This window comes from Arthrobacter sp. 24S4-2, from assembly GCF_005280255.1.
In the GTDB taxonomy this organism is placed as follows: Bacteria; Actinomycetota; Actinomycetes; order Actinomycetales; family Micrococcaceae; genus Arthrobacter.
This window is the reverse complement of the sequence record NZ_CP040018.1, coordinates 3797034-3823832: the sequence shown is the minus strand read 5'-3', so window position 1 is coordinate 3823832 and position 26799 is coordinate 3797034. Positions and strand designations below refer to the sequence as shown.

Genomic DNA, 26799 nt, shown 5'->3' with positions numbered 1-26799 from the left:
ACGGGCGCAGGTGCGGAGAGGTCCTTCATTGACAATTACTCAGGGTGACCAGACTCCAGGGGATCCGGCGGACCAGGGCAGCGGCAGGAGCACTCCCGGCCTGCTGTCCCGGTGGTCCACATCGGGCCGCCCATCATCGGGCCGGCCAACGTCCCGCCGCGCCAAGGAGCGCGATAACCGGTACGCGGCCATGGTGGCTTCCGGGCTGATTGCGCTGGCGCTGGGCATCACGGCTGCCAGCCTTCCGGTTCCCTATGTGGTGGAGTCACCGGGACCGACGTTCAATACGCTCGCCAACGACAACGGCAAACCCGTGATCAGCGTGGCGGGCCGCGAGGTGTTTCCTGCGAAGGGAAACCTCGACCTCACCACCGTTTACGTCAACGGCGGCCCCAACGGTCCGGTGAGTGTGTTCGAAGCCTTCTCCGGGTGGCTGGACAGGTCCAAGGCTGTCTACCCCGAGGAACTCATCTTTCCCAGCGGCGTAACCAAGGAGGAATCCCAACAGGAGAGCGCCGTCGCCATGGCCACTTCACAGGAGAATGCCGTCGCATCCGCCCTGAAGGAACTGAACATTCCGTTTGAGCAGAAGCTGTTGGTCGCCGACCTCGCGGACCAGTCTGCCTCAGCCGGCAAGCTTCAGGCCGGTGACGTTTTTTCCACAGTGAACGGCAAGCCCGTAACGTCACTGACCGTGGTTCAGGAAGAACTGGCCGCCGGACGCGGGAAGCCGGCTACCGTCGTCGTCAACCGCAACGGTGCGCCGGTCACCGAAACCATCACTCCCGCCGAGAATTCCGCGGGCAAATTTATCCTTGGTGTGCTGTTGAAGTACGAATTCAAGTTTCCGTTCGAGGTCAAGATTTCCCTCGACAAGGTTGGTGGCCCCAGCGCCGGAATGATGTTTGCCCTGGGCATCATCGACACGGTGACGCCGGGGGACCTGACCGGCGGAAAACACATCGCCGGAACCGGCACGATCACTCCCGACGGCATTGTGGGATCCATCGGCGGTATCGCCCAGAAGATGTACGGGGCCCGTGAAGACGGAGCCACGGTATTCCTGGCCCCGGCAGCCAACTGCGCAGAAGTGATGGGGCACATCCCGGACGGCATGCAGGTGGTGAAAGTCGAGAACCTGGCAGAGGCCCGGGAAGCGGTGACGGCGGTCGGCGCAGGGGGCGACACATCCGGCCTTCCGGGCTGCACCAGCAACTAGACTAATTGCAGGAACTAAGCACCACCGCCACTCGTGGCAGTTATGACTGATGTTGAACCCTCGCTCGGCAAGACCGCAGTCAGAGCAAACACTCATCACGCGCGCTCTGCTTTTTACTAGACCAGTAACTGACAACCAGCTATGAGGTACCGAGTTTGTCCCGTCCCGCCAGCTCCACTCCGCCCGGAAGACCCCAGCCAAGGCGAGGTGCCTTGACGCCGACGTTGATCGTCGTTGCCCTGGTTGTGGTCGGATTCATCTTCTTCGCCAACGTCTGGACCGACGTTCTCTGGTATCAGCAGCTCGGTTTCTTTGAAGTGTTCCTGACGGAGAACCTCTCGAGGATCGCCATTTTCGTGGCTGGATTCGTCCTGATGTTCGTGGCGATGTTCTACGCCATCCGAATCGCCTATCACGCCCGTCCCGTCTATGCCCCGGACTCGGAAATCAGGGACAACCTGAACCGCTACCAGGCGCAGCTGGAACCCGTGCGCCGGGTGGTCATGATCGGCCTGCCGATACTGTTCGGTCTCTTTGCCGGGAGCGCCGCCGCCAGCCAGTGGCAGAAAGTGCTGCTCTTTTTCAATCAGGTGCCGTTCGGCCAGAACGATCCCCAGTTCAACCTGGACATCAGCTTCTACCTCATGACGCTGCCCTTCCTGGGTTTCGTCACCGGCTTCCTGATCAGCGTCGCCATCGTGGCGGGCATTGCCGGCATCCTTACCCACTATCTCTATGGCAGCATCCGGATCATGGAGCGCGGCATCTTCACCAGCCGCGCTGCCCAGATCCACCTCGCCGTGACGGGTGCGGCCTTCCTTCTGCTGCTTGGCGTGAACTTCTGGCTGGACCGCTATTCCGCTGTCCAGAACTCCGGCGGCCGCTGGGCCGGTGCCTTGTACACGGATGTGAACGCGGTCATTCCGACGAAGTCGATCCTGGCCGTTGCCGCCGCGCTCGTGGCAATCCTGTTCATCGTTGCCGCCGTGATCGGCAAATGGCGGCTGCCCGTAATCGGCACGGCCATGCTGGTCATTACGTCCATCCTTGCCGGCGGTGTCTACCCGTGGGTCATCCAGCAGTTCCAGGTGCGCCCGTCCGAACAGACGCTTGAAAAGCCGTTCATTGAGCGGAACATCAGCATGACCCGTTCTGCCTACGGCCTGGATAAGATCCAGGAAAAGCGCTACAACGCCACCACCAATGCCACCACCGGCGCGCTGGCACCGGACGCACAGACCACTGCCAATATCCGGCTCCTGGACCCTAACCTGATTTCGGACGCGTTCGCCCAGCTTGAGCAGTACCGGCCCTATTACCAGTTCCCAAGCGCGCTGAACGTCGACCGGTATGAAGTGGACGGCAAGGTCCAGGACACCGTGATTGCCGTCCGTGAGCTGAACCCGGACGGCCTGAGCGCCAACCAGCAGTCCTGGCTGAACCGGCACGTGGTCTACACCCACGGCTACGGCGTGGTGGCGGCCAAAGGCAACAAGTTCACGGCCGACGGCAAACCCGAGTTCCTGCAGGCCGGCATCCCGTCCACCGGAGTCCTCGGCACAGATGCGACCTATCAGCCCCGGATCTACTTCGGCGAAAACTCGCCCGAGTACTCGATCGTCGGAGCCCCGGACGGTGCGCCGCACCGTGAGCAGGACCGCCCCGCCGGCAAGGAAGGTGACGGCGAAACCCAGTACACCTTCACCGGAAACGGCGGACCGAACGTCGGCAGCTTCTTCAACAAGGTCCTTTACGCGGTCAAGTTCCAGTCCTCCGACCTCTTGCTGTCCGACGGAGTGAACGCCGACTCGCAGATCCTCTACGACCGCAACCCGCGGGACCGAGTTGAAAAGGTGGCGCCGTACCTCACGGTCGACGGAAACGCCTACCCGGCAGTAGTGGACGGCCGGGTCAAGTGGATCGTGGACGGATACACCACCAGCCAGTACTACCCGTATTCCCAGCAGGAGCAGCTTTCCGCGGCAACCGCTGATTCGCAGACCACGGCCGGGCGCACCGTCGCCTTGCCGAACAGCTCGGTCAACTACATCCGCAACTCCGTGAAGGCAACCGTTGACGCCTACGACGGTTCCGTCACGCTGTATGCCTGGGATGACCAGGATCCGGTGCTGAAGGCCTGGCAGAACATCTTCCCCACTTCCCTGAAGCCGTACTCGGAGATGTCCGGCGCACTCATGAGCCACGTCCGGTACCCCGAAGACCTGTTCAAGGTCCAGCGCGAGCTGCTGGGCCGCTACCACGTCACCCAGCCGGATAACTTCTACACGAACAACGACGCGTGGTCCGTGCCGAACGATCCCACGGTCAAGGACGAGGTCAAGCAGCCGCCGTTCTACATGTCGCTGAAGATGCCGGACCAGGACAAGCCTGCCTTCCAGCTCACGTCGTCGTTCATTCCGCAGGTGGTCAACGGCACCGCCCGCAACGTGCTGTACGGATTCCTCGCCGCGGATTCGGACGCCGGCAACCAGAAGGGCGTCAAGGCCGAAAGCTACGGCCAGCTCAGGCTCCTGCAGATTCCGCCGGAAGCCCAGGTGCCCGGCCCCGGCCAGGCGCAGAACAAGTTCAACTCGGATCCCACTGTGTCGCAGGCCCTGAACCTGCTCCGGCAGGGCGCGTCCGCCGTCCTCAACGGCAACCTGCTGACCCTTCCGGTGGGCGGCGGTCTGCTCTATGTGCAGCCCGTTTACCTGCGGTCCACGGGTGAAACCTCGTACCCCACACTGCAGCGCGTGCTGGTGGCCTTCGGCGACAAGATCGGTTTCGCGGCAACACTCGATGAGGCGCTCAACCAGCTCTTCGGTGGCCAGTCGGGCGCCCAGGCCGGTGACTTTGCCAATAACGGGCAGACGCCGCCCGCAACCGGGGGAAGCACCCCGCCTGCCACCGGCAGCACGGATGCCAAGGCGGACCTCAAGGCCGCGCTGGACGAAGCGAACGCAGCCATCAAGGCCGGCCAGGACGCCCTCGCGAAGGGTGATTTTGCAGGCTACGGTGAGCAGCAGAAGAAACTGTCCGCTGCTCTGCAAAAGGCGATCGACGCCGAAGCTAAGCTCGGGACTGGTTCTGCAGCTCCGACGCAGGGGGCAACTCCGGCGCCGACAGCGGCCCCGTCGGCGGCAGCCTCGCCGTCGTCCTCTCCCGGCAACTGATCAGGCGGGCGGGCTCGCAATAGCCTGGAACAGGCCGGTTTCCCCTTCCGTGAGGACAGGGGAGGCCGGCCTTTGCCGTGTCCGGCGCCTCACCGATATCCGGGGGCAGCACCGTGCAGGAACGCCAGCCGGCAACACGGGCAGGAACCCCGGTACCAGCGCCCAAGTGGTGCGGAGACGCAGATCACGTCCCCTCAATTTGGCCTCACGTTCACCGGCAGGTAGTGTTGTTCTTGCGACGCGGGGTGGAGCAGTTCGGTAGCTCGCTGGGCTCATAACCCAGAGGTCACAGGTTCAAATCCTGTCCCCGCAACTGAAGGAAAGGCCTGGAATTCTCGAAAGAGATTCCGGGCCTTTTGCTTTGTCGTCCTTGGGGCCAGTCTTCGCCGGCTGGTAGCGGTACGGAATGGGCGGTGGTCGGGACGGCCGCAAAAGTAGGGTAGTGTTGATCAAGCGACGCGGGGTGGAGCAGTTCGGTAGCTCGCTGGGCTCATAACCCAGAGGTCACAGGTTCAAATCCTGTCCCCGCAACCACAGAAGAGGCCCTGACCGGCAAATAAGCCGGTCAGGGCCTCTTTCTTTGTCTGGAGGGCCTCCAACTACTAGCATTTCCTAGTATTCTCATTCGCGGGGGCAAACGTCCTACCGTGCCAAGTGGCTGTTCAACGATGATCGCCGCACTGGCGGGCGTGGCCTCCGTGGAACGGCTCCAATATTGCGGGGCATGACCGTGGCTGCGCACGGGTTCGCGCTTCCGCTGTTCATGATTCAAGCTATTAAGGCGCACTAACCCAGTCGCCGCTCCCGCCGGTGCAGCCCGGCAGGGTGGATCCGCCCGCGTCACTTGTCGATCATTCTCGAGAGGAATGCTGTTCGATGTCACTACCAACCAAGAAGAAGTCCGGAACTGCAAAGAGCAAGTGGGCCAAGCTGTACTGGGCAGTGCCGGCTGTGCTCGTTGCCCTGCTTCTCGTGGTGCTGCTCGCGAAGTGGGCCACAGGGCTCGGCGGCGTCAAGGAGTTCCTGGTGGAATACCCGGGCCATGCGGAGCTGCCCGAAGGCGCTCCAGTGGGCTTCCCGGCCTGGTTGGCCTGGCAGCACTTCCTAAATGGCTTCTTCCTGCTGCTGATCATCCGTTCCGGGTGGCAGGTGCGTACCCAAACCCGGCCTGCGGCCTATTGGACCCGGAACAACAAGGGCCCGGTCCGCACCAGGAACGCCCCGACGAAAATCAGCCTGGAGCTATGGTTCCACCTGACCCTGGACGCACTGTGGATCCTTAACGGGATTGTGTTCGCAATCCTCGTCTTTGCCACCGGACAGTGGGTGCGGATCGTGCCTACAAGCTGGGACGTCTTCCCCAACGCGCTCTCTGCCGCACTCCAGTACGCCTCCCTGAACTGGCCCACGGAGAACGGCTGGGTCAACTACAACGCCCTTCAGCTGCTGACCTACTTCGTGACTGTCTTCATCGCGGCCCCGCTGGCCTTTATCTCCGGCCTGCGGACATCTTCCGCGTGGCCCAAGAAAGCCGCCGCCCTCAACAAGGCCTACCCGATCGAGGTGGCACGCGCGATCCATTTCCCCGTGATGATCTACTTTGTGGCCTTCATCGTGGTCCATGTGTTCCTGGTCCTGGCGACGGGCGCCCTGCGGAACCTCAACCACATGTACGGGGGCAGTGACGACGTCAGCTGGGTCGGGTTCGGCATCTTTGCGGCATCGGTCGCGGTAATGGTCGCAGCCTGGTTCCTGGCACGCCCGCTCTTCCTGCGCCCGATTGCGTCCCTCATGGGCAAGGTCAGCAACCGCTGAGCAGCCGGGTGGTCAGTTGTCCTTGAGCTTCTGGTAGGTCTCCAGGGCCCGCGCGCGTGATTCCGGCAGGCCCACCACCGGCTCCGGGTAGCCAGCCGGCTGTTGGGCCGCCTTCCACGGCTCGTGGATCTTCTTGTCGTCCATGCCGGCGATTTCCGGAATGAACTCCCGGAGGTACCGGCCCGCGGCGTCGAACTTCTTGCTCTGCGTTACCGGGTTGAAGATCCGGAAGTAGGGGGAGGCGTCGGCACCGGATCCGGCCACCCATTGCCAGTTGGCAGGATTGCTGGCTGAATCGGCATCCACCAGCGTGTCCCAGAACCAGGCCTCGCCCAGCCTCCAGTCGGTCAGCAGGTTCTTCACCAGGAACGAGGCGGCCGCCATCCGGACACGGTTGTGCATCCAGCCCGTCTGCCACAGCTGACGCATTCCGGCGTCCACCAGCGGATAGCCGGTCCGGCCCCGCTGCCAGGCCTCCAGTTCGCCGTCCGACGGCGTTTGCCACTCGAAGCGGTCGAAGTCGGGACGGTAGTTTTGGGTGGCCAGTTGCGGGTTCTCGAACAGCAGCTGCCAGCAGAACTCCCGCCAGCCCAGTTCGGACCGGAAGATGCCGATGTCGGCCGGTGCCTGGCGCGGGTAGCGTTCACGGATCGCGTGCCAGATGCGGAAGGGGCTGATCTCGCCGAAGCGAAGGTGGGGCGAGAGCCGGCTGGTGCCCTCGACGCCGGGCCGGTCCCGCCCGGTGCCGTATTCCTCCACCGGGCCGTCCAGGAAGTCCTGCAGCCGGTTGTGGGCGCCCTCTTCGCCGGGTGTCCATGTCCCGGCCAGGCCAGCGCTCCAGTCCGGAGTGCGGGGGAGCAGCCCCCACCCGTCCAGATCGTCGCTTTCCGGCAGGCCGCCGTGAGTGTCCGTGGCGGGCGCGGGAAGTGTGTCGGCCGCATCGGACGGCAATCTGGGCTCACCACTTTCCAGGCAGGCGCGCCAGAACGGCGTAAACACCTTGTACGGACCGCCGGCACCGGTGCGGACGGTCCAGGGTTCGAACATCAGGCTGGCTTGGAAACTTGAGGCCTCCAGGCCCTGATCTCCCGCCCAACTCTTGATCCCGGCGTCGATGTCCCGTTCGGGGCCGCCGTACCTGCGGTTCCACCGGAGGTGGCTGGCCCCGGTCTTCGGCCACCAGTTCCTTGATGATCCCGCCGGCTGGCCCGCGCCGGAGCACAAGTCGCGAGCCGGCGGCTTCCAGGCCGGAGGCCAGGGACACAAGGGAATGGTGAAGCCACCATTTGGCGGCTCCGCCCAGAGGGCGAACACCCGCTGATTCCTCATCGAGAACGTAGACGACGGTCAAGGGCTGGCCCAGGGCTGCCGCGTCGGCCAGGGCCGGATTGTCATCAAGGCGAAGGTCGTCACGAAGCCAGACGATGGTGGAAGGCACGTTTCAACGGTACACGCCGGACAGTGCTAGTTACCGGACGGTAACTTGGCCGCAGACCCGCTCCCAGCTGCCCGCTGCGTTTTTTCCCCACGGACGGTTCCGTTCGGATCAGGCTCTTTCCTGTAAGCCTCCGGCAGCGGAAAGGCCGGGTTCCCGCAAAGGGAACCCGGCCTTCCGGATTGCTTACCGCAGAACCTGACTACAGCTTGTCGAAGTCAGCTTCCTCAACGGTGGAACTGGCTGCAGAGGAGCTCGCCGATGATCCAATCGCCGGCTTCGCTCCGCCTGACTTCAGGGCAGCAAGCCGTGCCTCGATCTCGGTCTGTTCGCCGAGGTCTTCCAGCTGGTTGAACTGTGCGTCCAGGCTGGAAGCGGCCAGCTCCTGCTGGCCGCGGACTTTGGCTTCTTCGCGGCGGATTTTCTCTTCGAAGCGGCCCACCTCGCTGGTGGGGTCCATGAAGTCGATGCTCTTGAGGGCGTCGTGCACCTGGGACTGCGCGGCGGCGGTCTTGGAGCGGGCCACCAGTTCGTTTCGCTTGCTGGTCAGCTCGTTGAGCTTGCCCTTCATCTGGTCCAGGCCGGACTTGAGCTTGTCCACCACCTCGGACTGTGAGGCGATGCTGGGTTCGGCAGCTTTCGCTTCGTTCTCCGCGCTCATCTGGCGCTGAATGGCCACCTTGGCCAGATTGTCGAACTTCTGGGCATCGGCTGCATCGCCGCTGCTCCGGTACTCATCAGCCTTGCGGGACGCCGCCAAAGCCTTGTTGCCCCAGTCGTGGGCGTTCTTGATGTCCTCGTTGTAGTCGTCCTGGAGCATCCGCAGGTTGCCGATGGTCTGCGCCACGGCGGACTCAGCTTCGGCAATGTTGTTCGTGTAGTCCCGGACCATCTGGTCCAGCATCTTCTGCGGGTCTTCGGCCTGGTCCAGCAAGGAGTTGATGTTCGCCTTCGCGAGCTGCGCCATGCGGCCGAAAATGGACTGCTTCATGGTGTTACCTTTCGTCCTGCTCAGTGGTCGCCACTGAATTCAGTGAACAGTTGATGTACCGCTTCTACCCGGCAGCCGGTCAGCAACCCGGCCGCCGCGAGTTTTTGGAACAGCTAGAAGCTGCCGGAGTCACCGCCGCCGAAATCGCCGCCGCCAAAGTCTCCTCCGCCGCCGCCGAAATCACCGCCGCCCCAGCCCCCGCCGTCGCTGTGGCCGCCGCCCCAGCCACCTCCGCTGCCACCGTTGAGGATGGAGTTGATGAGGATGCCGCCGAGGATGGCGCCGCCGAGGCCGCCGCCCCCACCGCCGCCGCCGAACATTCCGCCGCGGCCGTAGCCCTGGTTGGCGTAGCCGAAGCTGTCCACATCGCCCTGGGCCAGCTGCGCTGCCTGCGCGGCAAGGGCGTGCGCCTGCTGGGCATACGTGAGCGCCGTGACGGGATCATTGCGGGAAATGGACAGGGCGTAGTCGAGGTTTCGCTGTGCTTCGGCCAGACGGGTCCGGGCCTCGGTACCCACGCCTCCGCGACGCGCAGTGATGTAGTCCGACGTGGCGCTGATCTGCGCCTGTGCCGACATGATGGTCTGCTGCAGCGACGCCTGCGCGCGGCGGGCCTGTTCCTGCTGGTCGCGGATGCCGGTGAGGGCCTGGTCCAGCGACTGATGGGCCGTCTCAACCCGCTCCAGAGTGGCAATCGGATCAATCTTGCCACCCTGGATTTCGGTCTTTACCTGTGCCAGTGCTGCTTCCACAGCGGCTACGGGGCCCGCCAGTTCCGGGTGGGCCCCGGACTGAATGATGGCCTTGGCCTGCGCCAGGTCCTGCGAAGTGTCAGCAACTGCCGCCTCGAGGCTGTTGCGTGCCTCGTCCAGGTTTCCGGAGACCTTCGTGATGGCTTCGAGCAGTACCTTGGTCTGGTGCAGGCTTTCCTCCGCGGCGCGCACGGCAACGGCAGCGAGGCTGCCCTCCCCGGCCGCCAGCTTGTCCCGGGCCGTGGAGCTGGCATTCTGCACGAACGCCAGCCTTTCCTTGGCCTGGCCGATGTTGTCCGAGACCTGGACCAGGGCGCTGTCCGCGTACTTCCCGCGGAGCGCCGCAAGGGTCTGCTCCGCCGTCGCGATCCGGGCGTCTGCTTCCGTGGCGCCGGCGTTCACTGTGGCGAGGGCCTGCGGTGCATTCTTTTCGAGTTCACGGAGCGAATCGAAATCGGCCTTTTGTTCCTGGAGGGATGCCAGGGCGGCCTCGGAGCGGCGGATGATCTCGCCGAGCCAGCTTCGCTGCTGCTCCTCAGTGTCCGGGATGTGGTCGTCAAGCTGCTGCTGCAGTTTGAACGACTCAGACATGTGGCCCTTGGCTTCCTGCAGCGCTTTGGTGAAGTTCCCGACGGCGGCATCGCCGTACTGTGCCTGGGCGAAGCCGAGTTCCTGCTCGCTCGAGTTGATGGCGTTATCGGCCTCAATAAGCAGCGGGCCGCTCTTCTTGCGCAGGTCCTCCACGCTCAGCGAAGCAAGCGGGTCCAGCTCTGCGCCCTGCGGGCCGTAGCTGGCACTGGAGGCCACAGCGGCCTTCTTGCGGCGGTTACGGAAGTAGAGGTAGGCCCCGACACCGCCCGCTGCAACCACCCCGGTACCGACCAGGACGGCAGTTCCTGCGCCGTCGCCCGAGGACACGTTGCCGCTGCCACCGCTGGCCGCGTCACCCACGGCCGAGGCGGTGTCGATGGCCGCCTGGGCGAAATCGCGTTTTCCAGCTCCCAAGTTGCTCGCCACCGCGTTCTGCGAGATGGTGCTCGTTTTGGAGGCTATGGAACTCGCTGAGTTCGGCGCGAAGTAGTATTTCCCGTCGTCCGACATCGCCAGAATGACGTCGGCCTTACCCATGCCCTTATTTTTCGCCACTTCCTGGGCCCATGTCTTGGGGTCCGCGGGGTTCTCGAAAGTCTTAACGGTGACCACATACAGGTTGTACTTGTGGTCCTTCAGCAGCTTCTGGATGGCGTCCTGGACGTCCGCCTGGCGGTTTCCTAACACCTTTGCGTCGTCCACGATGTTTTGGCCGGACGGGATAGTCACCGGATCTTCGGCCCAGGCGGCAGTGGCGGGAACCGCCAGCAGCCCGGCAAGGCCGATCACGGCGAGGAGACGTTTGAACTTAGACCGCATGTGCAACCCTTCAGCACTTCTGCGACTGATTCGGGCCGAGCCAGTCGTCACAGAATGCAGCAGCGCCCCCACGCATGTGTAAAGCCGCAGGTCGCTGTGGCAATTCCATTTGATTCTATGGTGCACCTATTAGCCCGTCCACACCGGGGAATATGCCACCAGCGAAAAGCGCTTCGCTATGTTGGGGACGCAGCAAAAGACGCCGGAAAGGCGTTCAGGAACCTCCCAGCAAACATCCGCGTTGGCTTCAGTCAGAGGGTCCATAGTTAAAGGCAGACAAGGACGAAAGGAAGTCTAATGACTGAGAACCCAGCCCAGGGTGCATCGCCTGAGGACCGCGATCCGGAAAAGCCTCAAGAAGGCTGGCCGGCGCGGCCTCCTCAGGAGCACACGCAGCCGCTGGACGGTGAGCACCGGGTGCAGGCGCAATCAGCAGCGCAGCCGGCTGCGGACTCAGCTCAGGACAACCCGACTATGCAGCTTGATCACTCCCGAACCGGCGGTCCGGCACACGGCGGCCAGGCACGCGATGGTCAGGCAGGGTGGGGCGAGGCAGACAACGCGCCACGCCCGGTCTACCCCCAGCACCAGCCGCAGCCCCAGCCGTTCTACGGCCAGCAGGCCGGACCATCCGCCCAGCACGGCGCCCAACCGGGACACGGCGCCCCATCGGGAAACAGCAATTACTCGGGGGCGGGCGCCCCGCATGGCAGCGGCCCCTACCCGGGCAACCAGCACCAGCAAGGAAGCATGTACGCCTCCGACCCCGCCAGTGCCCCGAAGCGCAAAGCTGCGTTCGGCGTGGGAACCCTGGTGGCCAGCATCCTCGCGGCCGGCTTGGTGGGCGGTGGCGTCGTGGCGGCCTCAGATGCCCTGCTGGGCAATGGGTCCCCCGCGGCCGTCAGCAGCGCCGGCAGCCAGCCCGGCACGGTGATCGTGAACAACAAGGACGACGTCAACGTGATCACCGCGGCCTCGCTGAAGGCCTCACCGAGCGTTGTCACCATCAAGGCAACCAGCGGGAGTGACGGCGGCACGGGCTCGGGGATCATCCTCGACGACCAGGGCCACATCCTGACCAACACCCACGTGGTGACACTGGACGGCAAGGCGGCCAAAGCGACCATCGAAGTCCGCACCAGCGACGGCCGCGTGCTCAGCGCCCAGATTGTAGGGACGGATCCGCTGTCCGACCTCGCGGTCATCAAGGTGGACAACGCCTCCGGCCTGACCCCCGCAACGCTGGGTGACTCGGGCAAACTCAACGTGGGCGACACCGCGATCGCCATCGGATCGCCCCTGGGCCTGACCGGTACGGTCACTGACGGCATCGTGTCCACCCTGAACCGGACCATCAGCGTCGCGTCGTCGGCTGCACCGAAAGACGGAGCGGATGCTTCACAGGGCGATGGCCAGGGCGGCTTCCAGTTCGCACCGCCGGACGGCGGCCAGAGCCAGAGCACCACCAACCAAGGGTCCATCTCGATCAACGTGATCCAGACCGATGCCGCCATCAACCCGGGCAACTCCGGCGGTGCTCTGGTCAACACCAAGGGCGAGGTCATTGGCGTGAACGTGGCCATCGCCTCGGCTGGCGGCGATTCGAGTTCGAGCGGAAACATCGGCGTCGGCTTCAGCGTTCCGATCAACAACGCCAAGCGCGTTGCCCAGGAGATCATTGATTCCGGCAAGGCCACCCATGGCCAGTTCGGCGTGAGCGTCAAGCCGAAATCTTCGACTTCTTCAAGCTCGTCCTTCTCGGTGGGTGCCGAGGTGGCCACCGTGGAGTCCGGCTCCGCCGCGGCCAAGGCCGGCCTGAAGGTGGGCGACGTCGTGACGAAGTTCAACGATCTCGCCATCAGCGATCCGAACCAGCTGACGGCCGCGGTGCGCGAACAGCCGGCAGGCGCCTCCGTGAAGGTCACCATCCTCCGTGGCGGCAAGGAGCAGCAGGTGGACGTCACGCTCGGCGCGGCAGCGGAGCAGTAGCCGCAGTCATCACTTCCGGAGACATCCGGAGACAGTGGAAACATTGAACAAACGGCGACGGCGGGGCCACCACTAACGGTGGCCCCGCCGTCGGCGTCTCAGCGGACCGAGGTGGCTGACACAGGCGTTAACGGGGCGGCGCGGGCGCCCCGCTATATGGTTAGCTTGGTTCTACCCGCACCCCGGGGGAGATCCGCGGCCATAACCTCACCCGGCTGGCCATCCACAAGCATGGAAGGCTGCTGTACAGAAAGTGGAAGAGACATTGAAGATCATCGTTCTGGTCAAGCATGTACCAGACGCGCAATTGGACCGTCACCTCAGCGGCGAGGACAACACCACGGACCGCGCCGATAGCATCCTGTCCGAGCTGGACGAATACGCCCTGGAGGCTGCGCTGCAGCTGACCGAGGCCCGCGGCGGAGCGAAAGCCGGCAACCAGGTGATCGCCCTGAGCATGGGGCCGGCCGGTGCCGTCAACGCCATCAAGAAGTCCCTCCAGATCGGCGCCACCGAAGGCGTCCACCTCCGCGACGACGCCCTGGCCGGATCCGACGCAGCTGCGACGTCCCTCGCCCTGGCAGCAGCCGTCCGCCACCTCGGTGCCGACGGCCCTGTGGACCTCGTCCTCACCGGCATGGCCTCCACCGACGGCGAAACCTCGCTCGTCCCGGCGCAGCTGGCCGAACGCCTGGACCTCCCGCAGGTCACGTTCGCCTCGGAACTGGAAGTCGACGGCGGCCGGGTCATTGCGCGCCGTGACAGCGACACGCACTACGACACCATCGAGGCAACGTTGCCTGCGGTGGTGTCCGTGACAGACCAGATCAACGAGCCCCGCTTCCCCAACTTCAAGGGAATCATTGCGGCCAAGCGCAAGACCATCACCACCCTGACGCTTGCGGAGATCGGCGTCGATCCGGCACAGGTAGGCAAGGCAGGTTCCTGGACCGCAGTGCAGACCGCCGCCGCCCGTCCGCCGCGCACCGCCGGCACCATCATCACCGACGAAGGCGACGCCGGCATCAAGCTGGTCGAGTTCCTGGCCGCCCAGAAGCTGCTCTAAGAGGATTCCAGACATGGCAAAAGCACTTGTATTCATTGACAACCCCGGCCCGGCGCTGAAGAAGAGCAGCCTGGAACTGCTGACCATTGCCCGTTCGCTGGGCGAGACGGCAGTCGCCGTCAACGGACAGCTGAACGACGACGTCGCGGCCGCCCTCGGTGCCAACGGCGCCACTGCCATCTTCCGGCCCTCGTCGGACGACCTGGACGCGTACCTCGTCGGCCCGAAGGCCGCCTACCTTGCCGGAGCCGTAGCGGCCTCGGGAGCCACCACGGTGCTTCTGGAGAACTCCTTCGACGGCAAGGAGATCGCCGCCAGGCTGGGCATCAAGCTGGGCGCAGGCGTCATCACCGACGTAGTTGCCGTTGAAGCCGACGGCACCGCCCACAAATCCGTGCTGGCAGGGTCCTACACCACCACCGCCAAGGCCACCACGGCCGTCTCCGTGCTGACGGTCAAGCCGAACAGCGTCACCCCGGAACCCGCCGCTGCAGCTGCCAGCCCGGAGGTCGTTACTGTTGACGTTCCCGAGGCGGCCTCGGCCCGTGCAGCCCGTATTACGGGCCGCAAGGACAAGCCCGCCAGTGGCCGTCCGGACCTCACCGAAGCCCGGATTGTCGTGGCCGGCGGCCGCGGAGTCGACGGCGATTTCGGCCCGGTGGAGGAACTCGCCGATGCCCTCGGTGCCGCCGTCGGCGCCTCCCGTGCAGCGACCGACGCCGGTTGGATCGGCCACGATGCCCAGGTGGGACAGACCGGAAAGACGGTTTCCCCGCAGCTCTACATTTCCGCGGGGATCTCCGGCGCCATCCAGCAGAAAGCCGGAATGCAGACCGCCAAGGTCATCGTCGCCGTCAATAAGGATGCCGAATCGCCTGTCTTCGAGATCGCCGACTTTGGCATCATCGGTGACCTCTTCCAGGTCCTTCCACAGGCAACCGAAGAGATCAAGAAACGCAAAGGCTGATTAGTTGAGCACCAACGCTACGGCGCAGAGCCCGTTCAACCCGGACCACCACCGGGTTGAGCGGGTCCTTTGTTTTACCGCCCACCCCGACGACATCGACTTCGGTGCCGCCGGAACCATCGCTGCGTGGACCGCCGCGGGAGTCCACGTCAGCTACTGCATCATGACCGACGGCGATGCCGGCGGCTTCGACCCTGCGCAGCGGGACCAGATTGTTGCAATGCGGGCCGAAGAGCAGCGTAGGGCCGCTGCGCTGGTCGGCGTCAGTAACATCCACTACCTCCACGAGCGGGACGGCTACCTCGAGCCGACGCACGAGGTCATGAGGGGAGTGGTGAAGCTGATCCGGGAACTCCGTCCCGACGTCGTGCTCTCCATGCATCCCGAGCGCAACTGGAATCGCATCCAGAAGAGCCACCCGGACCACCTCGCCGTGGGCGAGGCCGTGACACGGGCGGTTTATCCTGCCCTGGAAAACCCGTTCGCCTATCCTGACCTGGCCGAGTCCGGGCTGGCGGCGTACAAGCTGCCGTGGCTGTGGCTCTTCGCCGGGCCGGAGGAACGGGAAAACCACTTCGTCGACGTAACGGAGCACGTGGACAACAAGCTCGCAGCGATCCATGTCCACGCCAGCCAGCACCCGGATCTTGAGGCCATGGACCGGACGGTGCGCTCACTCATGCTGGGGACCGGAACGCGGGCCGGCCTGCCTGAAGGGCGCAGTGCCGAGGCGTTTCATGTCGTCACAATCAACGGTTCCGGGACCATCGCCGGGTTCTAGGGTTGCCCCAATGTAACGCGTGTCATATGCTGGCCTCTGTTTAAATCATATTTATTCAGGAAGGCAGACTTTGATGGCGAAGACTGCGCAACAACCGGTACTGGTGATCATGGGCGTCTCAGGATCCGGCAAATCAACTGTGGCCGGCCTCCTGGCCGGCAGGCTCGGCTGGGACCTCGCTGAAGGCGACGACCTTCACCCGGCGTCCAACGTTGCCAAAATGCAGGCCGGTGAGCCACTGACCGACGAGGACAGGTGGCCGTGGCTGGAAATCATTGCAGAGTGGATCCGGGAGCATACAGCGGCCGGCACCCCCGCCGTGGTGACCTGTTCTGCGTTGAAAAAGCGCTACCGGGACATTCTTCGCGGCGAAGGAGTCGTGTTCGTCTTCCTGCAGGGAAGCAAGGACAAGATCTCCGACCGGCTGGCGTCCCGGCACGGGCACTTCATGCCGCCCGCCCTGCTCCAGTCACAGTTCGACGCGCTGGAAGAGCCGACGGAGGACGAAAACCACATTTCCCTGTGCGTTTCGGCCTCGCCTGCAGAAGAAGCACAGGAAATCATCGACCGGCTCCACCTGGAAGCGGCAGACGCCGCGACCGCGTAACTCCGGCATCAAGCATTTAGGAACCCCATTTTGAATTTTCAGATAGCAACGCAGCTACCTGCTGCCGTCGAGGGCTGGACCGGCCACGACACGCAGCTGCTGGTGGTTGCGGCAATCGGCATCGCACTCATCGTGGTGCTGATCGCCAAACTCAAGCTTCATCCCTTCCTGGCGCTGGTGCTCGGCTCGGCGTTCGTCGGACTGGCATCCGGCGTCGAGCTGGCCAAGGTCATCACCAACTTCGAGGACGGCGTAGGCGGCGTCCTGAAGGAAGTCGGCCTGCTGATCGCCCTCGGTGCGATGCTCGGCAAGCTCCTCGCCGACTCCGGCGGAGCCAACCGTGTGGTGGACACCCTGCTGGACAAGGCCAGCGGCAACAAGGTGGTGTGGTCCATCACACTGGTGGCGGTGATCATCGGCCTGCCCATGTTCTTCGAAATCGGGCTGGTCCTGCTCCTGCCGGTGATCGTCCTGGTCACCCAGCGTTCCAAAATGCCGCTCATGCGCATCGCCATTCCGGCCCTGGCCGGTCTCTCGGTGCTCCACGGACTGGTACCGCCGCACCCCGGACCCCTGATCGCCATCAGTGCGGTCAAGGCTGAGCTTGGCACCACCCTGGCGCTCGGCATCCTCGTTGCGATTCCCACGGTCATCATCTGCGGACCGCTGTTCTCACGCCTTGCCGCCAAATGGGTTCCGGTGGGTGCGCCTGCCGTCGCCGGCGGCATCGACACCCAGCACGGTGCTGACATGGCAGGCGTCAAGCGCCAGCCCACCTTCCTGGTGACCCTGCTGACCATCATCTTCCCGGTAGTCCTGATGCTGCTCAAGGCCGTGGTGGACATCGTCTGGCCGGACCCTAAGACCGCGCCGCCGGTCCGAATTTTCTTTGACTTTGTAGGCCAGCCCCTGGTGGCCATGACTCTCGCCGTGCTGCTGGCGATCGTCACCTTCGGTTACGCCGTGGGGTTCACCGGCAGCCGCATCACGTCCAAGGTCGGCGCCAGCCTTGGCCCCATCGCCGCAATCCTCCTGATCGTGGGTGCCGGCGGCGGCTTCAAGCAGACCCTGATCGGGGCAGGCGTGGGCGATGCCGTCAAGAAGTGGGCCGAGGGGACGAACATGTCCGTCCTGGTGCTGGGCTTCATCGTGGCTGTTGCCCTCCGGCTGGCCACCGGCTCCGCCACCGTGGCGACGGTTACGGCGGCAGGCATCGTGGCTCCGCTGGCCAGTTCACTGACCCCGACGCACGCGGCCCTGCTGGCGCTGGCCATCGGTGCGGGTTCACTCTTCCTCTCCCACGTCAACGACGCCGGCTTCTGGCTGGTCAAGGAGCTCTTCGGACTCACGGTGGGCCAGACGTTCAAGACATGGTCCGTCATGGAGACGCTGATCTCCGTGGTCGGCTTCGGCTTTGTGATGCTGCTGTCGCTGATAATTTAGCCGGCGCCCACTTCCGGCGACTGCGGCTCATGTAAGCCGTGCGGCCGCGTAGGCCTTGATCCCTTCGAACAAGTAGGGGGCAGGGCCTGCGCGGCCTTTGTCGCAGAAGGCGGACGGTCGACGGCGATTCCAGCTGTTGGCTGGCTTGCTTGCTTGCTACGCTCCGAGCGGGGCAGCGGCGACAGTGGGTAGCGTAGGTGAAGCCGAGCCGCCCGCGGGCTCAACCGTGATGCCCAGGGCTGACGCAGAAGCGATCCCCTTCACCACAGCCGGTTTGGACAGCGCTTCGGCGTCCATGAGCCCTTGCGAAACCGGGGCCGAGCCGTCCTTGGGGATAAGCCACATCTGGTATACCTTGCCGGCCGGGGGAGCGGGAACGCCGTTCATCCTGACCACAACGGCGTCCCTGGACGGGGAGATGGAGACCGTGGCCGTACCTCCGCCGCTGACGTCGACAGTCGCCTGTCGGACGTCCTGTGCCTGGAGCACCTGGTTGAACGGATCGTTCTGGTTGGCCACATAGGCGCCGACTCCCACACCGCCAAGGGCGATGACCGCAGCGGCGGCAACACCCACCAGCCAGTTGCGGAGGCCGGGAGCCCGGCGTCGTTCTTCGCGGCGCTGCCGAGCGGCACCGAGCTCATCGGTGTCCGGAGCACCGGCAGGTTCGGGCGCCTGCTCATGCATTGCGGGGCCGGGAACCGGGGCTGTTTCCGACTGAGGTGGGTGCTGCGCGGGAAGCTGCGCTACGATGCGGTCGAACAGCCCTGGAGGCGGTTCCTCTTCCACGGTGAAGCTGACAGCCAGCGTTTCACGTGCCTGGCGGACGCGCTCATCGAACACGTCACGCTCAGGCTTGGGAGCGGCCGAGATGTATTCCTCGATGGCGGCCCGCTCTGATGCGCTCACGGCATCCAGGGCATACACCTCGGCCAGGTCCACGGCCCGCCCGGAGGCTAGGTCCGTGGCGATGTCGTGGGCAAACATCCCGGACGGCCGGCTGCTGTTCGGTTGGTTCATGTCGGTCATCTCAACTCACCCCCAGACAGGTCTTCAAGCGGATCAGTCCATCGCGGATGCGGGACTTGATGGTGGGCACTGCGGCGTTGAGTTTCTCCGCGACCTCGCGGTAGGTCAGGCCGCCGTAGTAGGCCAGGCGGACGGATTGCTGCTGCGTCTCTGTGAGGGTATCCAGACATCTGACGACGGCCTCGGCTTCCAGCCGGCTGCCGACCTCATCCGATACGGAGTCATGGTCGATGTCCTGGCTGCTGGCACCGTATTTGGCTTCCCTGTCCGTAGAGGACTGGGAAGATCTGACCTTGTCCACAGCGCGCCGATGCGAAATTGTCATCAGCCAGGCCAGCGGGCTGCCGGCGTCGGGGTTGAACTTTCCGGCGTTCTGCCATACCTGAAGGAATACTTCCTGCGTGGTGTCCTCACTGAGTTCCGGGTCGATCAGCACGCGTCGGGCCATGCCGAAGACGCGCCGGGAGGTCAGTTGGTAAAACTCGGCGAAGGCGCTCTGGTCCCCGTTGGCGATTTGAGCCAGCAGGTCACCGAGCCGGCGGTTCACGTCGGCGGAGGTGCCCGCGGGAGCGGTGGCCTCGGGGTTCGGGGCGTTGGGTGTATCCATCACTGTCAAGCATAAGTCGGTGGGGGAAGAACTTCCGGCATCGGGACCACTCGGAGGAGCGCTGTCGGCGGGAAGGTCCCTCGCGGGGGACCTGCGGACCTGCAATGTAGTCACCTGCCGCTCCTCGCGATCCTGAAGGGGCCGTGGTCGGCCTTTACAGGTGATTCGGAGTCCGCCCATGGATGGATGGGAGGAGGCTTCCGCTCATTCCAGCACGCTGGAGGAGCACCCGGAAGGTTCGCACGGGCGGGGCGGCCGCTACAGCGTGGCGCCGGCAAAGCCGTTCTGGCGCCACGCCTCGAAGACCGCGATGGAGGCCGCGTTGGCAAGGTTCAGGGACCGCAGGGAAGGAAGCATCGGCAGGCGGACGCGGGTGGTCACGTGCGGATCATGCTTGAGTTCCTCGGAAAGCCCCACCGACTCCCGGCCGAACATGAGGACGTCGCCGGGAAGGTAACCGATGTCCGTGTAGGAGGTTTCGCCGTCGGACGTGAACGCATAGACGCGTTGCGGCCGCAAAGCCTCCCACGCGGCCCCGATGCTCTTGTGCACCGTCACCACCGCGAGGTCGTGGTAGTCCAGCCCTGCCCGTCGGAGCTTGGCGTCGGAGAAGTCAAAGCCGAGAGGCTCCACCAGGTGCAGCTCGGCGCCCGTGATGGCAGCGAGGCGGATGGCGTTTCCGGTATTGCCGGGGATTTCGGGGGTGAGGAAGAGGATGCGGAACACCGTTCCATCCTAGCCACCGCCAGGTCCCTCCCGAGCCAGGTTGACGGCTAGTGCATTCCCCGGAGCAGCCTGGCCAGGGCCGGGACGTTGACAGTATTGGGGGCGGGCCCCGAAGTCAGGAACTCCTTGAGGCCGCGGACCAACCCGGCGCCGTTGACCACCTGCACGGTTTCGAGGCCGGCGGGGGAGCGCCGGTGCTGGTCGATCACAGGTTCATGGAGATTGCCGTCCGGGCTGTGGATGACTGTCCATCCCGTCACGTTGAGTTCGGGGAAGATGTCCTGCATGCGGCGGACGATATGCGCCAGCTGGGGCGGCGAGATGGCCCTGCCACCATGCGTCAGGGTGTTTCCGTTCCAGGCGTACGCGCCCTTGGGCAGCAGCATGGACCCGATCAGCGCCAGCCGGTAGCCGGACAGCAGGGCGTGGTCGATGTGGCTGTTATCGGCCGGTGACTGCAGGCCGTTGATCAGCCGGGCGGCAGGGATGGCCGGGAGGATCTGCCGGCTGATCAGCTGGACCGTCCGCATCTCCCGCTGGATCCGGGCCTCCGCCCCGAAGATCCCGCGCTTCCGCGGCAACCCGTGGACCTGCCGGCTGGCCAACTCCTGGGGATCAGCGGAACCTCGCCCGACTCAGGCTGCCCGAACGGGGGACGTATACCGGCAGATCACCGGCAGTATTCCGCGGCGTATTGGGCCGGTGCACGGTTGCCGAAGCCCGGCTTCCGGCTGCAGGTGCGTCGAAATGCGCGCCGTCCGGCGTTGCCGCCCCCTGGGAACCGTGGGCGTAGGAACGGTCGTAGGCGGCACGCCGCTTCGGATCGATCAGCGTCTCATAGGCCAGTGTCACCTGCCGGAAGACGGCAGCGTCACCGCCGTGGTCCGGATGCGCCCGCCGTGCCGCCTTGCGGTAGGCCACCTTGATTTCTTTGTCCGTCGCCGTCATGGGGAGGCGGAGGACCTGGTAATGGGAGCTGCTGCCCTGGGTCAAGCACTGATCCTTTTCTTGTTGATTCCAGTCCACTCAGGCAGTCCGGTCCGCCCAGTTTAACCGTCTACAGGCTCAACGTCCGTGCCTGCGGCCTTGGTTCCCCGCGGCTGGCATAATTCAGCGCATGATCATCGCGGTTGCCATCAACCCCCGGGCATCCTTCGGAGGCAAACAGCACACCGGCGAGGCCGTGGTGGCGTTCTTCCGTGCCGCCGGGGCGAGGGTTCGTGTCTTGAGGAAGGGCAGCTATGACCGGCTGGCCACCGCCGTGGACGAGGCCCTCGCCGGAGGGTGTGATGCTCTGGTTGTGGTGGGTGGGGACGGCATGGTCCACCTCGGCATCAACGCCCTGGCCAGGGCCGGCACTCCGTACGGCGGGGTTCCGCTGGGGATCGTCCCCAGCGGAACGGGCAACGACATGGCACGTGCACTGGGCCTTCCGCTCGATGATGCCCCCGCCGCGTGCGCACGGATTTGGGAAGCCCTGAAGACCGGCGGGCGGCTGATTGATGCGGGGCGCGTGACGGGCAACGGCGAAACGCGGTGGTTTGCCGGGGTGGTTTCCGCGGGGTTTGACGCAGCCGTGAATGAGCGGGCCAACTCCTGGCGCCGGCCCCGCGGCAAGGGCCGGTACAACCTTGCCATGCTCCGGGAGCTGGCTGCCTTCCGGGCCATCGACTACACGGTAACGGCCGACGGCGAAACCTGGCAGCAGGGGGCCATGCTCATCTCGGTGGCGAACGGGCAATCAATCGGCGGCGGCATGAAGATCACCCCTGATGCCCTGCTGGACGACGGCTTCCTGGATCTGTTCATCGTCAAACCGTTGTCCCGGACCCGCTTCCTGGCCGTTTTCCCCAAAGTGTTTTCCGGCCGCCACACGGGCCACCGGGCCGTACACCTCCGGCAGGTGCGCCGGGTGGAGATCAGTGCGGACAACGTGGTTGCGTACGCCGACGGCGAACGGATAGGTCCCCTGCCGCTGACGGTGGAAGTGGTGCCCGGCGCAGTGCGGATACTGGCGTGAGGCAGTCTAGACTCTTGCGGAGGACCGGCCGGACAGCGGCGCCGGCGGACTGGGCCTGGGGGCAATGTGGGAACGAATGGCAGGGGACCGGAGTTTAGTCAGGCGCGGCCCGGACGCGGGCGGACCTGGCCCCTTTCGTTGGTTACGATTACTTCGGCCGCGGTGCTGGCCGGTGTCGCCGGCTGCAGCGTTGGCATACCTGATCCTGCGGCCCAGCAGGATGTTCAGACCACTTCCGCCGTGGCAACACCCACGATCACCCCGGGCCACGACGCAGCGGCGGTGGCGGCCAAAGACCTTCCCTTCACAGCCGGCGACGCGCTGGCCGCGGGGGTTGCCGTTGGCCTCTCCGACGGGCTCCGCGAGGCGCCGGGCTGGAAGCCGGTCAAGGCGAACGTGGCGGGGGAGAACCGCTACATCAAGTCCGACGGATGCGTGGTTTCGGCCAGGGTCCGGGCCAACCAGGCGGCGCTTGCCGTTGCGGGGGATGACAAAGCGTCCACCGTGGAGCTCTTCAAATATCTGGATCCGACCATCCTGCCCGCCTACCTGAAAACCGACTCCTTGCGCTGGGGCGGCGAACCGGACAAGCCCGCGCCCAGCGCGGAGGTGCTGGTTTACCAGGGAGCAGCTGCTGCGGGAGCCAGGTCGACGGCGGTGCTGGCGCGGCTCTTCAGCAAGGCAGGATCATCTGTTTACATTTCCGTCTCGTGTTCGGATCCCGCCGCGCTCGCAACGGCCAGGGCCGATGTGGCGCGGCACCTCGTGGTGGTTCCGCCGGCGCCCTGACCGTCCGCAGTGTGACTAGCGTGAATGCCGCGGCGATAGCCGGTTAAGCGCGAGCGCTCCGACGAGCAGGCCAAAGTCGCGAAGCGCGATGTCGAAGAAGCTGCCCAGCACTATCAGGTTGATGATGATCCCGAGCAGCCACACGGCCACCAGCAGTGACCCGAATCGCGGCCGGACGGCCACGGCGATTCCGGCGATGATCTCCACGATGCCGACAATGTACATGATGGTCTGGGCCGGAAGCGGAACAACCGCCGTTGCCGCCGGAGCCAAGTAGATGGTCCAGTCCGCGAGCAGGTTGGTGAACTTGTCGAGGCCGAAAACGATCGGCGCAACCGTAAACACTGTGCGCAGCAGGAGGAACGCCTGCCTGCCCGGGTCCGAAGGTACTGTCCGGCCGGGGGAACTCAACACCGATGACGATTTCATGATGCACTCCTTCTAAAAGTAGGTATCATAATTTTAGAAACCATTGCGGAATTAAGCAATAGATCTTGTTTTTAGAGTTAAGGTGTTCCATGCGCAGACTTCCGTGGGCCCGGCGTATCGCCGCCGTCGCTTCCCTTGGCGACGAAAATCGCCGCAGCCTCTTTGGCTACATCGCGTCCTCGCCACAGCCGGTAGGGCGCGACGACGCCGCCGGTGCGCTTGGCATCCCGCGAAGCACTGCCTCCTTCCAGCTGGACAAGATGGTCCAGGACGGCCTGCTCACCGTGGAGTTCCGCAAGCTCAGGGGCAGGGGCGGACCCGGATCAGGACGGCCGGCCAAGATGTACCGGACAGCGCAGCCGGAAGTTGGCGCCTCCGTGCCCGACCGCAATTACGATCTCGCCGGCGAACTGATGGCCACAGCGATCGAGCAGTCCGCCGCCGAAGGCCAACCGGTCCAGAATGCCCTGCTGGCCACGTCCTATGCCAAAGGACTGGCCATGGCGGAGGGGCCGAAAGCCTGGACGAATTCCTTTCGGCAGAGGGATACATGCCCGAACCTGACGGCGCTGGCGGCTACACGTTGCGGAACTGTCCGTTCCACCGGCTGGCTGACGGCCATACATCCGTGGTCTGCGCCATGAACGGGGCTTTCCTCAAAGGTGCGGCCTCGGGCTGCGGCGTTGGGGAAGACCGGATAGCGGGCAACAGTGCCCCCGGCCAGTGCTGCGCCAGGATTACGCCGCCCTGACGTCCACTGCCGGTTCCAGCGGCGTCATGGTGCTGACGGCGGACTGTTCCACCACAAGGTTTCCGGACCGGAAGAAGGGTGGCCAGCGCCAGGTAGATCGAGGCTTTCATCCGGCCGAATCTGCACAGAGCCCCGGGCCGGGGCCGGGCCGCGGCTAGAATTGGCATGTGCCCGCCTACCTCGATCATGCTGCAACTACGCCCCTGGCCGCCGAGGCGCTCGCGGCGCTCACCCGTGAGCTCGCCCGGACGGGGAACCCTTCCTCCCTGCACGGATCAGGACGCCGCGCCAGGCGTTCGGTGGAGGACGCCCGTGAAACCATCGCCGCCGCAGCGGGCGCGCACCCGTCGGAGGTCATCTTCACCTCCGGCGGCACGGAGGCTGACAACCTGGCCGTCAAGGGCCTGTACTGGGCGCGCCGGGCGGAAGAACCGGGACGCACCCGAATCCTCTGCTCCGCCGTCGAACATCATGCCGTCCTGGACACGGTGGAGTGGCTGGAGCGGCACGAGCAGGCGGAGGTCTCGTGGATTCCCGTGGATGCCGACGGCGTCCTGGACCTGACGGTGCTGCGGTCCGAACTCAGCCGCGACCCGGAGTCAATCGCCCTCGTTTCGGTGATGTGGGCCAACAACGAAGTTGGCAGCCTCCAGCCGGTGCGGGAGGTCGTTGAAGCGGCCCACGCGGTGGGCGTTCCGGTGCACTCGGACGCCGTCCAGGCTTTCGGGTCCGTTCCCGTGGATTTCCGCACGAGCGGGCTGGACGCCATGTCGATTTCCGGGCACAAGATCGGTGGCCCAGTCGGCGTGGGCGCCTTGCTGCTGGGCCGGTCGGTGAAACTGACGCCGGTGCAGCACGGCGGCGGCCAGGAGCGTGATGTCCGGTCGGGCACGCTGGATACGGCATCCATCGCCGCCTTCGCCGCTGCGGCGGAAGCGGCCACCAGGGACCTGGCGGGTGAATCGTCCCGCATTGCAGGGCTCCGGGACAGCCTGATTGCCCGTGTGCGGGAAGCCGTCCCGGAAGCGGTCCTGCGGGGAGCGCCCGGCGACGGACGCCTGCCGGGCAACGCCCATTTCACTTTTCCCGGCTGCGAGGGCGACTCCCTGTTGTTCCTCCTCGACCTTGCCGGAGTCGAATCGTCCACGGGTTCTGCCTGCACTGCAGGCGTGCCGCGGCCCTCGCACGTCCTGCTGGCCATGGGGCTTGATGAGGAAACGGCGCGGGGCGCCCAGCGGTTCACGCTGGGCCACTCGTCCACGGCTGCCGACGTCGATGCCCTCCTTGCGGCACTTCCGGGCGCCTATGAGCGGGCCAGACAGGCAGGCATGGCCGGCCACGAATCGACGATCCAGACGGCCGCAACCGTCGCCCGTCAAACCGTCGCCCGTCAAACCGCCGCCCGTCAAACTGCGCCCCGTCAGCCGCCTCTTGGTCAGCCCTCGGTCAGCAGCTGATCGAGAGCCACTGATTCGTCAGCCAGGCGGCTGGCCCGGACCGATGACCGGCTCGAGATCAGGGCCTTGATCGGTTTCTGCGTGCGGGGCATGTTGACGTTCATGCCCGCCACCACCCGGCCATCGTGCTGCCAGAACGCGATGAATTTCCTGTCGGCCAGCGAGCCGCGGATAACCGGCCCGGTGCCGGCGGCCAGCGTGGGAAATCCCGAATACTCCATGCTGACGTCGTATTGGTCCGTGTAGAAGTAGGGGATGGTATCCAGAGCGGCGTCCTGGCCCAGCATCGACTTGGCGGCGACCTTTCCGCCGTTCAGTGCGTTGGACCAATGCTCGCTGCGGTGGTGCTCCCCGGTGAAAGGGTGCAGGGCGTTGGCCACGTCGCCCGCCGCGAAAATGCCGGCGCTGCTGGTTCGCAGGGCCGAATCAGTCAGGATTCCGTTGTTTACGTCCAGTCCGGCCTCCGCCGCCAGCCCGGTCGACGGCACGACGCCGACTGCAATGACCACGATGTCGGCAGGCAGCACCTCGCCGGACCCGGTGGTGACTTCCGTGACGCGGCCGGACTCGCCCCGGAGTTCCGCTGCGGTCTCCGGCAGCCGGAACTGAACGCCGTTGGCTTCGTGCAGGGACCGGAAGAAGGAGCCCAGCTCGGGTCCGATTGCGGTTGCCAGCGGGATGTCCTCCAGGCCCAGCAGCGTCACGCGGTTGCCGTAGCTGCTGGCTGCCGCGGCCAGTTCCATGCCGATCCAGCCGGAGCCGATCATGACCACATTTTTCCCGCCCTTGGACAGCTGCTCGCGGAGCAGGCGGCTGTCATCCAGGGTCCTGAACGTGGTCACGCCGTTCAGCCCGCCGCCGCGCAGCGGGATCAGCCGGGGGACCGCGCCGGTGGCCAGCAGCAGGGCGCTGTAGTTCAGGGCGTCGCCGTTGCTGAGCCGGACCGTGCGCGGGCCGGGGCTGATTTCGGTGACGGCCACGCCCAGGCGGAGGCCGACGTCGTTCTCCCCGTACCAGGGGTCCGGAACCACCGGAACGGCCTCTTCGCCGGCTTTGCCGAGCAAGTATTCCTTCGAAAGCGGCGGTCGAAGGTACGGATGGTGGAGTTCGGACCCCACCAGCGTGATCCGTCCGGCAAAGCCTTCGGCGCGGAGGGTGCGGGCCGCTGTGGCGCCCGCCAGGCCGGCGCCCGCGATCACGATACTTTCGATGCTGTGTTCGACGGGCATGGGGCCGCTCGATTCCTGGGGCTGCCGGCTGCGGGCCGGCTCTTCTAAAAATGGTAATCCTGACGATAGAAGGCGAAGGGATGGCCGTCAAGGGCCGGGGTTCGATTTCGGGTG

General features: G+C 65.2%; 20 protein-coding genes, 2 tRNA genes and 2 pseudogenes. 15 read left to right on the top strand and 9 right to left on the bottom strand.

Going from position 1 to position 26799, the window contains the following annotated elements; genetic code table 11:
* Nucleotides 1-28: 28 nt before the first annotated feature.
* The 5 genes from FCN77_RS17720 to FCN77_RS17700 all read left to right on the top strand — a co-directional run bounded on the left by FCN77_RS17720 (nt 29) and on the right by FCN77_RS17700 (nt 6207).
* The gene (locus FCN77_RS17720) at nt 29-1219 is read left to right on the top strand and encodes a PDZ domain-containing protein (protein ID WP_175417302.1); all 1191 of its coding nucleotides are present in this window, start codon (nt 29-31) and stop codon (nt 1217-1219) included.
* A gap of 155 nt (nt 1220-1374) precedes the next feature.
* Nucleotides 1375-4392 (top strand): UPF0182 family protein, encoded by a 3018-nt coding sequence (locus FCN77_RS17715; RefSeq protein ID WP_175417301.1) that lies wholly within the window; start codon nt 1375-1377, stop codon nt 4390-4392.
* A gap of 239 nt (nt 4393-4631) precedes the next feature.
* Nucleotides 4632-4705 (top strand) — tRNA-Met (locus tag FCN77_RS17710).
* A 144-nt stretch (nt 4706-4849) separates the two neighbouring features.
* Nucleotides 4850-4926, top strand: a tRNA-Met gene (locus FCN77_RS17705).
* Between the two features lie 342 nt (nt 4927-5268).
* Nucleotides 5269-6207 carry a cytochrome b/b6 domain-containing protein gene (locus FCN77_RS17700; RefSeq protein WP_137323323.1) on the top strand — a complete coding sequence of 313 codons (939 nt, stop codon included), beginning with the start codon at nt 5269-5271 and terminating at the stop codon, nt 6205-6207.
* A gap of 12 nt (nt 6208-6219) precedes the next feature.
* On the opposite strand, the pseudogene FCN77_RS17695 reads toward FCN77_RS17700, so the two are convergent.
* From FCN77_RS17695 to FCN77_RS17685, 3 genes and pseudogenes are all read right to left on the bottom strand, one after another.
* Nucleotides 6220-7645, bottom strand: a pseudogene (locus FCN77_RS17695) (deoxyribodipyrimidine photo-lyase).
* A gap of 199 nt (nt 7646-7844) precedes the next feature.
* A complete protein-coding gene (locus FCN77_RS17690; protein ID WP_137323322.1) occupies nt 7845-8633 on the bottom strand; it encodes a PspA/IM30 family protein in 789 nt (262 codons plus the stop codon).
* A 113-nt stretch (nt 8634-8746) separates the two neighbouring features.
* Complete coding sequence (locus FCN77_RS17685; protein ID WP_137323321.1) at nt 8747-10795, bottom strand: TPM domain-containing protein; 2049 nt, start codon at nt 10793-10795, stop codon at nt 8747-8749.
* 297 nt (nt 10796-11092) lie between these two features.
* On the opposite strand from FCN77_RS17685, the gene FCN77_RS17680 reads away from it, so the two are divergent.
* The 6 genes from FCN77_RS17680 (at nt 11093) to FCN77_RS17655 (ending at nt 17648) form a co-directional block, all read left to right on the top strand.
* On the top strand, nt 11093-12784 hold the full coding sequence (locus tag FCN77_RS17680; protein WP_137323320.1) for a S1C family serine protease: 1692 nt from the start codon (nt 11093-11095) through the stop codon (nt 12782-12784).
* Between the two features lie 265 nt (nt 12785-13049).
* The gene (locus tag FCN77_RS17675; protein ID WP_137324837.1) at nt 13050-13850 is read left to right on the top strand and encodes an electron transfer flavoprotein subunit beta/FixA family protein; all 801 of its coding nucleotides are present in this window, start codon (nt 13050-13052) and stop codon (nt 13848-13850) included.
* A 13-nt stretch (nt 13851-13863) separates the two neighbouring features.
* Nucleotides 13864-14817 carry an electron transfer flavoprotein subunit alpha/FixB family protein gene (locus FCN77_RS17670; RefSeq protein ID WP_137323319.1) on the top strand — a complete coding sequence of 318 codons (954 nt, stop codon included), beginning with the start codon at nt 13864-13866 and terminating at the stop codon, nt 14815-14817.
* 4 nt (nt 14818-14821) lie between these two features.
* A complete protein-coding gene (locus tag FCN77_RS17665; protein WP_137323318.1) occupies nt 14822-15598 on the top strand; it encodes a PIG-L deacetylase family protein in 777 nt (258 codons plus the stop codon).
* Nucleotides 15599-15671: 73 nt separating this feature from the next.
* Nucleotides 15672-16205 carry a gluconokinase gene (locus FCN77_RS17660; protein ID WP_137323317.1) on the top strand — a complete coding sequence of 178 codons (534 nt, stop codon included), beginning with the start codon at nt 15672-15674 and terminating at the stop codon, nt 16203-16205.
* A gap of 30 nt (nt 16206-16235) precedes the next feature.
* Nucleotides 16236-17648, top strand: a complete 1413-nt coding sequence (locus FCN77_RS17655; RefSeq protein ID WP_254678612.1) for a gluconate:H+ symporter — start codon at nt 16236-16238, stop codon at nt 17646-17648.
* A 156-nt stretch (nt 17649-17804) separates the two neighbouring features.
* On the opposite strand, the gene FCN77_RS17645 is transcribed toward FCN77_RS17655, so the two are convergent.
* The 4 genes and pseudogenes from FCN77_RS17645 to FCN77_RS17630 all read right to left on the bottom strand — a co-directional run bounded on the left by FCN77_RS17645 (nt 17805) and on the right by FCN77_RS17630 (nt 21003).
* The gene (locus FCN77_RS17645) at nt 17805-18668 is read right to left on the bottom strand and encodes an anti-sigma factor (protein ID WP_175417300.1); all 864 of its coding nucleotides are present in this window, start codon (nt 18666-18668) and stop codon (nt 17805-17807) included.
* Nucleotides 18669-18678: 10 nt separating this feature from the next.
* Nucleotides 18679-19284, bottom strand: a complete 606-nt coding sequence (locus FCN77_RS17640) for a sigma-70 family RNA polymerase sigma factor (protein ID WP_137323315.1) — start codon at nt 19282-19284, stop codon at nt 18679-18681.
* Nucleotides 19285-19542: 258 nt separating this feature from the next.
* Nucleotides 19543-20010 carry a tRNA (cytidine(34)-2'-O)-methyltransferase gene (locus FCN77_RS17635; RefSeq protein ID WP_137323314.1) on the bottom strand — a complete coding sequence of 156 codons (468 nt, stop codon included), beginning with the start codon at nt 20008-20010 and terminating at the stop codon, nt 19543-19545.
* Nucleotides 20011-20057: 47 nt separating this feature from the next.
* Nucleotides 20058-21003, bottom strand: a pseudogene (locus tag FCN77_RS17630) (J domain-containing protein).
* A 124-nt stretch (nt 21004-21127) separates the two neighbouring features.
* Here FCN77_RS17630 and FCN77_RS17625 point away from each other — a divergent pair.
* Together FCN77_RS17625 and FCN77_RS17620 are read left to right on the top strand one after the other, a co-directional pair.
* Entirely contained in the window at nt 21128-22030 is a 903-nt protein-coding gene (locus FCN77_RS17625; protein WP_137323313.1) for a diacylglycerol kinase family protein, read from the top strand.
* 240 nt (nt 22031-22270) lie between these two features.
* Complete coding sequence (locus FCN77_RS17620) at nt 22271-22819, top strand: hypothetical protein (RefSeq protein WP_368074287.1); 549 nt, start codon at nt 22271-22273, stop codon at nt 22817-22819.
* A gap of 15 nt (nt 22820-22834) precedes the next feature.
* Here FCN77_RS17620 and FCN77_RS17615 read toward each other — a convergent pair whose 3' ends face one another.
* Nucleotides 22835-23248 (bottom strand): hypothetical protein, encoded by a 414-nt coding sequence (locus tag FCN77_RS17615; RefSeq protein ID WP_137323311.1) that lies wholly within the window; start codon nt 23246-23248, stop codon nt 22835-22837.
* Nucleotides 23249-23337: 89 nt separating this feature from the next.
* On the opposite strand from FCN77_RS17615, the gene FCN77_RS17610 reads away from it, so the two are divergent.
* Complete coding sequence (locus FCN77_RS17610; protein WP_254678611.1) at nt 23338-23892, top strand: helix-turn-helix transcriptional regulator; 555 nt, start codon at nt 23338-23340, stop codon at nt 23890-23892.
* A gap of 274 nt (nt 23893-24166) precedes the next feature.
* On the top strand, nt 24167-25456 hold the full coding sequence (locus FCN77_RS17605; protein ID WP_254678610.1) for a cysteine desulfurase family protein: 1290 nt from the start codon (nt 24167-24169) through the stop codon (nt 25454-25456).
* Here FCN77_RS17605 and FCN77_RS17600 read toward each other — a convergent pair.
* Nucleotides 25435-26685 (bottom strand): NAD(P)/FAD-dependent oxidoreductase, encoded by a 1251-nt coding sequence (locus tag FCN77_RS17600; RefSeq protein ID WP_137323310.1) that lies wholly within the window; start codon nt 26683-26685, stop codon nt 25435-25437. The two genes, FCN77_RS17605 and FCN77_RS17600, sit on opposite strands and share 22 nt — an antisense overlap.
* Nucleotides 26686-26799: the final 114 nt, after the last annotated feature.